The 11,652-nt window shown below is 45.9% G+C and carries 12 protein-coding genes; 4 read left to right on the forward strand and 8 right to left on the reverse strand.

From position 1 onward, the window contains the following. The first annotated feature begins 177 nt into the window (after nt 1-177). Entirely contained in the window at nt 178-900 is a 723-nt protein-coding gene (nfsA, locus tag AB4589_RS04375; RefSeq protein ID WP_012600115.1) for an oxygen-insensitive NADPH nitroreductase, read from the forward strand. Between the two features lie 123 nt (nt 901-1,023). On the opposite strand, the gene AB4589_RS04380 is transcribed toward nfsA, so the two are convergent. After that, complete coding sequence (locus AB4589_RS04380; protein WP_372099506.1) at nt 1,024-2,556, reverse strand: phospholipase D family protein; 1,533 nt, start codon at nt 2,554-2,556, stop codon at nt 1,024-1,026. A 160-nt stretch (nt 2,557-2,716) separates the two neighbouring features. Further along, entirely contained in the window at nt 2,717-3,280 is a 564-nt protein-coding gene (locus tag AB4589_RS04385) for a TetR/AcrR family transcriptional regulator (protein ID WP_231904157.1), read from the reverse strand. Between the two features lie 93 nt (nt 3,281-3,373). Here AB4589_RS04385 and AB4589_RS04390 point away from each other — a divergent pair, with 93 nt between their 5' ends. Continuing rightward, on the forward strand, nt 3,374-3,907 hold the full coding sequence (locus tag AB4589_RS04390; RefSeq protein ID WP_372099509.1) for a dihydrofolate reductase family protein: 534 nt from the start codon (nt 3,374-3,376) through the stop codon (nt 3,905-3,907). A gap of 139 nt (nt 3,908-4,046) precedes the next feature. Continuing rightward, on the forward strand, nt 4,047-4,544 hold the full coding sequence (locus tag AB4589_RS04395) for a hypothetical protein (RefSeq protein WP_017097574.1): 498 nt from the start codon (nt 4,047-4,049) through the stop codon (nt 4,542-4,544). Between the two features lie 154 nt (nt 4,545-4,698). Here AB4589_RS04395 and AB4589_RS04400 read toward each other — a convergent pair whose 3' ends face one another. Continuing rightward, complete coding sequence (locus tag AB4589_RS04400) at nt 4,699-5,580, reverse strand: LysR substrate-binding domain-containing protein (protein WP_017097573.1); 882 nt, start codon at nt 5,578-5,580, stop codon at nt 4,699-4,701. A gap of 281 nt (nt 5,581-5,861) precedes the next feature. Between AB4589_RS04400 and AB4589_RS04405 the strand changes: the two genes are divergently transcribed. Beyond that, nucleotides 5,862-7,049 carry an MFS transporter gene (locus tag AB4589_RS04405; RefSeq protein ID WP_029223892.1) on the forward strand — a complete coding sequence of 396 codons (1,188 nt, stop codon included), beginning with the start codon at nt 5,862-5,864 and terminating at the stop codon, nt 7,047-7,049. A gap of 71 nt (nt 7,050-7,120) precedes the next feature. On the opposite strand, the gene AB4589_RS04410 is transcribed toward AB4589_RS04405, so the two are convergent. The 5 genes from AB4589_RS04410 to AB4589_RS04430 all read right to left on the reverse strand — a co-directional run bounded on the left by AB4589_RS04410 (nt 7,121) and on the right by AB4589_RS04430 (nt 11,560). Continuing rightward, nucleotides 7,121-7,684 carry a sugar O-acetyltransferase gene (locus AB4589_RS04410; protein WP_017102277.1) on the reverse strand — a complete coding sequence of 188 codons (564 nt, stop codon included), beginning with the start codon at nt 7,682-7,684 and terminating at the stop codon, nt 7,121-7,123. A 202-nt stretch (nt 7,685-7,886) separates the two neighbouring features. Next, nucleotides 7,887-8,885 carry a LacI family DNA-binding transcriptional regulator gene (locus AB4589_RS04415; protein ID WP_372099512.1) on the reverse strand — a complete coding sequence of 333 codons (999 nt, stop codon included), beginning with the start codon at nt 8,883-8,885 and terminating at the stop codon, nt 7,887-7,889. 99 nt (nt 8,886-8,984) lie between these two features. Beyond that, nucleotides 8,985-10,424, reverse strand: coding sequence for a 6-phospho-beta-glucosidase (locus AB4589_RS04420; RefSeq protein WP_372099513.1), 1,440 nt, complete (start codon nt 10,422-10,424; stop codon nt 8,985-8,987). A 170-nt stretch (nt 10,425-10,594) separates the two neighbouring features. Further along, nucleotides 10,595-11,119 carry a hypothetical protein gene (locus tag AB4589_RS04425; protein WP_372099537.1) on the reverse strand — a complete coding sequence of 175 codons (525 nt, stop codon included), beginning with the start codon at nt 11,117-11,119 and terminating at the stop codon, nt 10,595-10,597. 51 nt (nt 11,120-11,170) lie between these two features. Beyond that, nucleotides 11,171-11,560 (reverse strand): VOC family protein, encoded by a 390-nt coding sequence (locus AB4589_RS04430; protein ID WP_012600103.1) that lies wholly within the window; start codon nt 11,558-11,560, stop codon nt 11,171-11,173. Between the last annotated feature and the right edge of the window lie 92 nt (nt 11,561-11,652).

The raw sequence follows: 11,652 nt of genomic DNA on the forward strand, positions 1-11,652 counted from the left end.
CTAGCTTCTAGCTTCTAGCAGGAAACGGTACGAAAAAAGGATTGGCTGTGACAGCAATCCTTTTAAATTCATGAATATCATTCCGCCAACCAGAAAGGCTCTAACGCCCTTTACGCTCATGGTAATTGTCGTTATTGTGATTCTCTACGTCATCATCACAAGGACTGTCTGAGAGTTATGAACAGCACGATTGAAACTATTCTGGGGCACCGCTCCATTCGTCAATATACAAATCAACCGATTGAAAAAGCACAACTTGATGTGATTATTCAGGCTGGCCTCGCGGCTTCATCATCGAGCTTACTGCAGGCTGTTTCTATCGTGAGAGTGACAGACAAAGAGAAGCGCAAACTGCTAGCTGAATACGCAGGAAATCAAGCTTACGTTGAGAACGCGGCTGAGTTTTTGGTGTTCTGTATCGACTATCAACGCCACGCTCAAATCAACCCGGAAGTGAAAACCGACTTTACTGAACTGACCCTGATTGGCGCGGTCGATTCGGGCATCATGGCGCAAAACTGCATGCTGGCTGCTGAGTCTCTAGGTTTGGGTGGCGTGTATATTGGTGGGCTGCGTAACAGCGCACAACAAGTGGATGAACTGCTAGAACTGCCACAGCACACCGCCGTGTTGTTCGGAATGTGCTTAGGTCACCCGGCACAACAACCAGAGGTTAAGCCTCGCCTCCCTGCTCATGTGGTGATGCACGAAAACCAATACCAACCGCTGAGCCTAGATGAAATTGCCAGCTACGATGATTCAATGCAGAGCTACTACGCAAGCCGTTCAAGCAACCAAAAGCAGAGCAGTTGGTCACAACAGATCACTCAAAAGCTGTCTGGCGAATCTCGCCCACATATCCTGCCTTACTTGAACAGCAAGCAGCTGACCAAGCGTTAAGCCGTTAAGCCGTTAAGCCGTTAAGCCGTTAAGAGCTTGCAACAAACCACAGCAAACAACAGTACAAACAAAAATGTCAGCGTAATATACGCTGACATTTTTATTTATCCGGAGGCGGCTAGCTTACAGATATTTCTCAATCGGTAACAACTGTAGGAAACCTGATTGCATGCGTTCCCACTTACCCGTTTCTGGTTCGCTGTCCCAACGTTGATCGCCTGAATACCAATACACATCACCGTCTTCCAGTTCCAAGCGCCAGCTATTATCTTCACTCATCGCTTGCTCAATGGTGTCAGCTAACGTTTCAGCAATCTCTTTGTTCTCGATGATCAAAACCGATTCAGTATTGAGATAGGTAGAGCGCAAGTTGAAGTTAAATGAGCCGATGCTCGCGATGCTGCGGTCGAATACGACTGATTTTGCGTGCAAGCCATAGGCCGTCTCAGGTGCACATTTCGACACGTCTTGAGTCGATGCTTCACAAAGCTTAGATTCTGGTTTTAGCTCAAACAGGTCGATACCATGCTCCAACATATCGTAACGTCTGCCCGCATAAGCGGAGTGATTGGTCACCAGATCATTAGACGCCATAGAGTTCGTTAGCGCTTTTATCTCAACGCCCTTGTTGTTCAATACCTGCCACTCTTCAAGCTGACCATCATCGAATACAAGGTAAGCGGATTCCAACAAGATCTCTTGTTTCGATTCGCTCGCTAATTTCCCTAGAAGAATCGCGGTCGCTTTCGGTTCATCGGTATTATCGGAGTCATCAGGAACGGGCTGATCGTAAACAAAACGCGCATTCACCCATGTCATCTCACCAATCACCTCTTTCAGTAAGCTATCCGCAGCCTCACGGTCTAATGGTAATTCAGGATAATTTTGATAATGCGGAACGACAATATTATCTATCTTTGAGAGATCAGGTTGTTCGTCATCCCCCAGCATATCGACAGGGTAAGACCAACGACTGTTCCAGTATTCAACAAAACTGGTTTGGATGGTGTTAACTACCGAGCCCATGACTAATACATCGCGATCTCGGAAATTGATTTCATCAGAAAGGTCGAAGTATTCATCACCAATATTACGGCCGCCAACCACAGACAAAGTGCCATCGACGGTAAACGACTTATTGTGCATGCGACGATTTAAGCGAGAAAAGTCACCGACAAAGCTCAGCCATTTGCTGAAGCCACGGCGTGTTGGTGTTGGATTGAAGATACGAATCTCGACGTTCGGGTGCGCATCCAGTGCCGATAATAAACCTTCACGTTCGTTGAGGTTGATATCATCCAGCATTACGCGCACCTTCACACCGCGCTCGGCCGCTGCTAATAAACGGCTGGCTAAGTAACTGCCCGATTCGTCAGAGTTCCAGATGTAGTATTGAATGTCGATGGTGTGCTCGGCACTTTCGACCAACGCTAATCGCTGTGCCAAGGCATCCCAACCCGACTCTTGCAGACGAACCGCAGTGGTGCCTTGCTCTAAAGCTTCAGGCTGAAATTCATTGGTTAGAACTGATAAAGCGCTAGGTGCAGGAGAGGTTGGCGGTTCTGTTGGATGATCGATGCCTTCAGGAAGTGAAGAACACCCACCTAAAACGGCGATTAAGATTAACGTTAAACTGATGCGTTGGAGCACAGGCATGTATCTGACTTCCTTTTCACGATGGCGTCTTTAGAAACTTTCCGGACAGCTTTTCAATGAACAAGCTGTTCCGATCTATTCATTGATTATTACTGCTAAAGCCTGAAATTTATAGGTAATTATCCAGTATAAATTTAAAGGTCAGTAAATTGCCTACAGATCACTTAAGTTGAGTGAGCGCCAAACAGTATAAACTCAGCGGCTTTTCGACCATTTCAATGGTGAGCTCTGTTCGGTCTGGGTTGCAGTTCAACGCCAAAGCGTAGCCGTGTAAATAATCCACCAGCAAGTCCAACGCATTTTTTGTTTGCTCTTCCGTTAACGCTAACGGGCTCAACACCGCTTCAAAACGTTCACTAAATACCTCCATCGGCCCGAGGGATTTCATGGTCAATAAGGTCTCTAACAAGCCTCTATATTCGTTGAGCATCGACAAGTAACTCACACTGAGCCGATAAAGGTTATCTCGCCAGTCTTGGTTCAGCTCTGGCTGCGCAACTTCTTCAATCAAAGAAACCGTGATTGCCTCAAGCAGATCGTTTTTGTTTTTGAAGTAATGGTATATGGCCATCGCATCGACCCCGAGTTCTGTCGCTAATCCTCGAATGCTTGGCACTTTGCCACTCTCTCGCATCATGCTTTTAGCGATGGTGAGAATTCTCTCGGCGCTGAGTTGGCTTGATCCACTCTTTGGTCGACCTCGTTTCTGATCCTTGACAGTCATACCGTCACCTCTTAAACTTTATTTCTACACTGTAGAATATTTTAATTTATTACCGTGTAGATGCCAAGTTTCTCATCGATATCGGAGTTAAAAATGTCAAATATTGTATTCATCGCAACCAGCCTTGACGGTTACATTGCAGACAAACAAGGCGACTTAGATTGGCTGCAAGCGATTCCAAATCCTGACGGTGACGACATGGGTTACAACGCCCACACCGATCGTATCGATGCACTGGTCATGGGACGTAATACAATGGACATGGTGCTGAGCTTTGGTATCGATTGGCCTTACAGCAAGCCAGTCTATGTACTGAGCAACACTTTAAATGAAGTGCCTCAAGAACTTGAAGGCAAGGTATTTTTGATGAAGGGCGAGCTTAAACAGATTGTCGCGGATTTGAATAACAAAGGCCTAAAGAACTTGTACATCGATGGCGGCATCACCATTCAAAACTTCATGAAAGAAGACCTGATTGATGAGCTGATCATCTCGACCATTCCTGTCGTGCTTGGTGGTGGGTCCCCGTTATTTGGTGACTTAGTATCTCCCGTCAATTTTACGTTGAAAGGCGTCACGACGTACCTTGATGAGATAGTGCAAACTCATTACTTGCGTAAGCGTTAAAGCTGTTGTTGCTCTAAGGGCATGAAAGGATCAACACCGAAAACATTGTTCACGCGACGTAAGCTTTACCGTCTCTACACAAGCCTCCCCTAAAGTAGTACCCTTTATCGTCTCTCATTCTTGATGGTAGCTGGATATTATGAAGCTTTTGGTCGATCGCACTGGTGAACAGTTTTTAGAAATTCTGCAAGAATCTGGAGACACGCTGACGGTTCAATTCATTACCAATGAAGGCAATCGAAAGGGTAAACCGTTCCAAGATAACTTGAGTGGATTGTTCCTCACGGGGTGGAAGCCGCGCACTACTTCAACCGCCATCGGATTAGAACGCTTTAAGCAAGGCAAACTTGAAGATCCCCAAGTGAGTTTCGCATTGCACCAGCTCTATCCACTGGGTCGATACGTAAAATTACCTTCTGGTGATATCGCAACAATCGCGAGTTACGCCAATACCCATGCCGATGGCTACTATATGTTTGTGCGCCTCAACGATGAGTTAACCCGACTTAAGATTACGCCCGATTGGGAACTGCAACCTTCCGCTCAAAGGTTAGCCTTGCCTTATTACCCTGCGCCAAGAAGCCAGCAAGAACTCGACAATATTGATGACTTCGATGCTTGGGCGGGTGGGTTTTAAACACTGAAAGTCAGTAAACGCTATTGAGATCACATCCACCTATCGAATCTCAATACAACAATATGTGCTCTCTAAACATTGATACGAATACCCGTTCTCAAACGATTCAAATAACGGTTTGGCTGTGTGCTGCTAAAGAGTGTTTCATTCTTCCCTACAAGCTCAAACGGGGCTGTATAAAATCAATAAACGCCGAGATACGTTTAGAGACAGAGGACGACTTGTAATAAACCGCATTCACTCGCTCTCGGTCTGTGTTGGCAAGTTTGTCTTGTTCCAAAATAGGGATTAGACGCCCTGCTGCCATATCTTCCTGCACCATAAACCCCGACAGACAAGCAATCCCATTTCCAGCTAAGACTAGTTGACGCACGGTTTCACCATTACTGGCTGTCACAGTAGGCACGACGTCACTTTGGTTTGGTAAAGGCCAATGGTTAAGCACTTTGTTACCCGCAAATCCCACAATTTGATGCGAACTCAAATCTTCAGGTTTGGTGGGTAGCCCACGCTTAGCGAGATAATCAGGTGACGCCACAATATGGAGTAAACTTTTTCCTAACGGTCGAGCGTGCAATGTTGAATCGGACAACTTACCGATTCGAATCGCAACATCGGTTCTCTTTTCGAGAAGATCAACGAAGCCTTCGTTGGAAGTGAGTTCCAACTCAATGTCTGGGTAAGCCTCTTTGAATGACTGCACCAACGGCACTAGCTGATGGAATACGAATGGGCTGGCGGCATCGACTCTTAAACGACCTTTAGGCAACTCACCGCGCGACACGATTTCTTCTTCCGCGCTCTGGATCATTTGTAATCCCACCCTGACTGAATCGACAAACTGCCGCCCTTCCTCCGTCAATTCCACGCGTCTCGTTGTTCGGTTGAATATTGAGACGCCGAGTTGCGACTCAACCTTACTCACCGAACGAGATACCTTGGCGACTTGCACATCCAACGTCTCTGCTGCCGCAGAAAAACCACCAGCATCGACAACGGTGAGTACCATTTCTAAATCATCTGAACGGGTTAACATAAGGCTCCTTCGCTATCTTCATTTTGTTTAATGTCATCTCGCTAGTGCTCATCACAGCTCAAATCATCTATGTCTTTTCGATCTCATCAGCTTAACCCAATGATCGGCTAACTCTTTAATTATTGCAAATTTCACAAAGGTTATTTGTTAATGGTGGCATTTTTCACAAATATATTTTGCTAGATAATCCTCGCCATCAAACGAAGCGCTCCTATTGCAGTCACAAGCTGCCCCATTTTATCGCGCTCGGTATTTAACAAAGAACAGTAAGAGAGATGATTATGCCATTAGCATTACTTGCATTGACGCTCAGCGCCTTTGCCATCGGAACCACAGAATTTGTCATCGTAGGCTTGATTCCTACCATGGCGAGCGACTTAAATGTATCTCTGCCATCGGCAGGCCTATTAGTCAGTTTATACGCGCTTGGCGTTGCTATTGGCGCACCAGTATTAACGGCATTAACCGGAAAGTGGAATCGTAAAGCGGTATTGCTAACCGTGATGGCATTGTTTGTCATTGGTAACTTATTGGCGTGGCAAGCTCCAGGCTATAACACGCTGATCGCCGCACGAATTTTGACCGGCCTCGCCCATGGTGTGTTCTTCTCGATTGGATCGACCATCGCGACAGGTTTGGTTTCAAAAGATAAAGCAGCCAGTGCCATTGCGATCATGTTTACGGGTTTAACAGTTGCATTGGTGACTGGCGTACCGCTGGGTACTTACATCGGCCAAACCTTCGGCTGGCAAGCGACCTTCTTGATCGTTGCTCTGCTTGGCCTTGTTGCTCTTATCGGTAGCGCTATCTTGGTTCCAAGCAACCTTAAGCAACCACCAGCGGCGAAGATTTCGGCACAACTAAAGGTTCTAACTCAACCACGCTTACTGTTGGTTTACGCTATCACAGCACTGGGTTATGGCGGCACATTCACAGCGTTTACGTTCCTTGCTCCAATACTGGAAAACGTATCAGGGTTTGATTCGAGCTCAATCAGCTTAATCATGTTGGTCTACGGTGTGTCAGTAGCGGTAGGTAACATCTGGGGCGGAAAAATGGCTGACAAGATGGGGCCGATTAAAGCGCTAACCGTTATCTTCTCTGGTTTAGCCGCAGTACTGGTGGTATTCAACTTTACCGCAGTAAACCCTTATGCAGCTGTTGCTACCATTTTGGTTTGGGGTGCATTTGCATTCGGTAACGTTCCAGGACTACAAGTGTATGTTGTGAAACTGGCTGAGAAATACACACCTGACGCCGTCGATGTCGCTTCTGGGTTGAACATTGCAGCCTTCAACGTCGGTATTGCATTAGGCTCATGGGGCGGTGGTTTGATTGTCGCGAAATCTGGATTAATGAACACCCCTTGGGTAGGTGCTGTGATCGTTTTGATCGCTCTTGTTCTGACTCGATTCAGTGGTGCGTTAGATAAGAAGCAAGCACAACAAGCTGTTCCATCTAGCATCTAGCATCTAGCATCTAGCAAGGATAGAAAAAACAAAGCCCGAACCTAGGTTCGGGCTTCGTCATTTAAATCTGATTATTGTCCGTTATCGATCGCTTTCAGCACTTTACATGGGTTACCGACGGCAACCACATTGGCTGGGATGTCTTTAGTTACCACACTGCCTGCGCCAATCACGCTGTTTTCGCCAATAGTGACACCGGGGCAGATAATTACACCACCGCCAAGCCAAACATTGTCGCCAACATTAATCGGTGTGCCAAACTCAACACCCTCTTCAACTCGGCCTTTCACATCAAGTGGATGACCTGCGGTCAGGATTTGAACGTTCGGACCAAGTAGCACATTGTCGCCAATAGTCACTTCAGCCACATCCAAAATCACGCAGTTAAAGTTAGCGTAGAAGTTCTTGCCCAGCTTGATGTTCGAGCCGTAGTCACAACGAAATGGAGGTTCTAGATGCGCGTTTTCACAGCCCGGAATGAGCTCTTGCGTTGCCGCTTCCCATTCAGGTGTGTCAGGAATACTGTTATTGAGTTTTTGAAGCACCTTACGACATTCGATACGAGCTGAATAAAGCTCTTTATCCCAAGCCTGATAGGGTTCGCCTGCTAGCATTTTTTGTTTTTCTGTTTTCACGTTACTTACCTGTTCTCACATCACTTAGCTATTTTCATATTACTTAGCTAGTTTCACATTACTTAACTAATGCTGGTCAATTCATCGACCAAAAACGCAATATCGCATATCTAAATAACAGTGAATAAGGAGTGTTTGAGCTTGGTTTAAGAGATGCGCAGCTCATCACTTTTTGTAGGTAAAATATGAAATTCGAACAGTGCTAATTTAGCTTCGCTATCGAATCACGTAGCACCAAACTGCCGGTGGTATTGATGGTGGTCGCTTGCTCTGTTTCACCGACAATTTGCAGGATCGCCTTTTGCGTCATTTGCTCTAATGGCACACTGACAGACGTTAAGCTTGGCGTTAAAAACGCCCCCACTTTGCTGTTATCAAAGCCGACGATAGAAACGTCTTTAGGTAATGAGTACCCAAGTTCAGTTAACGCCTTAATCGCACCAATCGCCATGTCATCGTTTTCAGACAAGATCGCAGTGAAGCTTGCTTTATTCTCCACTAAAGCTTGAGCCGCGTGGTAACCGCTCCCCATTGTCCAATCACCTTGAACGACTTTGGTTTCATCTAGTGCAATACCTTGCTTGGTTAACACATCTTGATAGGCTTGGTAACGCTGCTCATCAGTCGAAGATCCGGCTTTACCACGAATCACTGCAATATCGGTATGACCTTGCTCGATGATGTGCTCAACCATCAAACAAGCGCTCTGATAATGGTCGGTGGTAATGGCATGATTAGGCTTCGACGGCATTTCTCGGTTGAGTACCAGAATCGGTGTGTCAGTACTTTCGATGATCTTTGCAATCTCGCTTTCGGTTAAGCATTGCGGATAGATGATGATGCCCGCGCACTTCATATCCAGCAGGAAGTTGATCGCCTTTCTTTCGTCTTCAGCGCTGTGTTTGCCATCGGTGATCACCAATTGGTGATTCGACTTTTCGCTATAAGAAGCCGCGTGATACATCAAGGAAGAAAAGTAAGGGCCATTGAACAACTCATTGGTGATTACAAAGCCGATGAAATTGGTCTTCTTGGTCGCCAATTGCTGAGCCAACAAGTTCGGTCGATAACCTGTTTCTTGAATCGCATCGAATACCTTTTTCACCACATCTGGGCGCACGATGTTCTTGCCATTTAAGACACGAGAAACGGTCGATTTAGATACGCCTGCGCGGTTCGCGACATCAAGCATGGTTACCATTCGCTTCTTTTCCTTTATAAAAAATTAGCCGACATAGGCCGACTAATTCATTGCAAAATGACAGCTCACAGTTCACATAACTGCGCTGGGAAATGCATTCTAAATAGTGGTACCGTTAGATGCAATCACGCCTTTATACCACTCGAACGACTTCTTGCGTTTGCGTTCTAGTGAGCCAGATTGATCGTTGTGCTTATCTACGTAAATGAATCCGTAGCGTTTTTTCATCTCGCCCGTGGTGAATGAAACTAAGTCGATACAGCCCCAAGGGGTGTAGCCCATCAAGTCAACGCCATCAATCGCTACGGCTTTTTTCATCTCTTTGATGTGGTCACCAAGGTAAGCAATGCGGTAGTCATCATTAATGCTGCCATCTTCTTCAATGGTATCAACAGCGCCAAAACCGTTCTCAACAATAAACAATGGCACTTCATAACGTTCATACAGAGACGCTAAACAGAAACGTAAACCTGTTGGATCAATTGGCCAGCCCCAATCGCTAGACTGGATAAATGGGTTATCGACCGAGTTCTCATGACCGCCGTCCATCGCTTCTTCGGTTGACTGATGCGAAGAAGAATCCAAGGTATTCGACATGTAGTAGCTAAAGCCTAAGTAATCCGCTTTACCTTCTTTCAAGATTTGCTCATCTTCTGGCTGCATTTCAATATTGAAGCCTTTGATTGCCCAGTCACGCTTAGCGTAATTTGGGTAGTGACCACGCACCATCACATCCGAGAAGAAGTAACGATCACGCATCGCTTGCTGTGCCACCATGATATCTTCTGGCTTTGAAGAACGAGGGTAGAAAGGCACCATCGCACACATTGCACCGATCTGAAGATCTGGGTTGATCTCGTGACCTTTCTTAACCACCAACGCACTGGCAACAAACTGGTGGTGAACCGCTTGATACATCGCCTCTTGCGGCTTTTCACATTGTGGGAACTTCACGCCCGAGCATAACCAACCGAAAATATCCGCAGAGGTATTCATCTGGTTGTTGATCTCGTTAAACGTCATCCAGTATTTCACTTTGTGCTGATAACGATCCATTACCGTAGTCGAGTACTTAACGAAGAAGTCGATCACTTTGCGGTTCATCCAGCCGCCATATTCGTTAGCTAGATGGTAAGGCATTTCAAAGTGGCTCAGTGTGACCACAGGTTGAATATCGTATTTCAACAGCTCATCAAACAGATCATCGTAAAACGCTAAACCCGCTTCACACGGCTCAGCGTCATCGCCATTTGGGAAGATACGCGTCCACGCGATACTAGTACGGAAACACTTAAAGCCCATTTCAGCGAATAACTTAATGTCCTCTTTGTAGCGGTGGTAGAAATCAACAGCCACTTGGTTGGGGTAGTTTTCGCCATCAATCACACCATCAGTGATTCGACGTTGTACACCATGAGCACCTGCCGTTAATACGTCAACGACACTCACACCTTTACCATTCGCATCCCAGCCGCCTTCTAGTTGATGCGCCGCAACCGCGCCACCCCATAAAAAATCGTTCGGAAATTCGTTGTTCATACCATTACTCGCTACAAGTTATTCGTGAAAAAGATCAGGATTAGAGCTGCGCTCACAACTCTGAAACCGATTTCAATAAAAGCCAAGATACAGATTGAAACCGGTTTCAACAATAACTAAACGATCTTTTTCTGATCGAACTACAGACTAATCAAAAGTCAGCGTTACGATCAGTGCTCTTCAAAATATTGATCATGTGTGTGTTTGCTAGATTGGTCTTGAGTTCCGGGATAGAACTGAACCAAAGTCTGATCGGCTAGTGTGAGGTGAATCCAACCCTCTTTGACTTTCAGCCAATTGGTGCCGTTGGTCTCGTAGACGGCAGGAAAACTGCCCCAGCCTGATTCTGATACCTGCAACTCTTGAAAACGATTAATCAGGGTGAGTTTATTGCTTCTGAAGTCAGCCTCGGAGTAAACCAACAGAGGCTCGATAGCATCGTTTGGCTTAAACTCATAACAGCTTACAGAGGCGGAAGTACGGTCAAACCACTGGTAGGGTTGTGCGCCTGTTAGATCATAGACCGTACAGTCGTTAAATTGAATGGCCCACTCTTGGTGAGCTTTAAAACCGAGGTAACCTATGGGTTGTGATGGTTCAGGTTTCGAGTCCGTCTCCTGCTCATACACCGGTTCTGAGGTAGCACATCCCATAAGCCCAAGACTAAAAAGGAAAGTCACAGCAAGCTTCATCATTGTCATACCTCAGTTCCGTTAGTAGATGAGTAACTCAATTAAGTCTCTACATTAAACGGTAAGTTCCAAGCGATTACCATCCGGATCGAGCACACAGCTCTCATAATAGCCATCACCTGTTCTTCTTGGGCCATCTAAGCGCTCATAGCCGTCTTCGACCAAGCGTTGAGTCAGTTGATCGACCGCTTGTTCCGAACCTAGTGATATCGCCATATGAATGAAGCCTGTGAACTGGTCATAGATATCGTCTTTCGATTCAGGGACAGAGAACATTTCCATGATCTCTAAGCGACTACCGCTTTCAAAGGACAAGAAATATGAAGAGAAGCCTTTGCTTGGATTGTGATATTTCTGGTTGGACGTTGCACCAAAGTAATCCTCATAAAAACGTTTAAGCACTTCGAGTTGTTTGGTCCAAATTGCGATGTGTTCGATCTTCATTTTTATCACCTAATGTTTACATATGACACTAGATTACTCGTCAGACAAGGAAGGATAAACAGAACATAATTCATCAAAAGTGTTCCTATTTA

It is taken from the genome of Vibrio sp. 10N.222.49.A3 (assembly GCF_041475145.1).
Classification (GTDB): Bacteria; Pseudomonadota; Gammaproteobacteria; order Enterobacterales; family Vibrionaceae; genus Vibrio; species Vibrio tasmaniensis_A.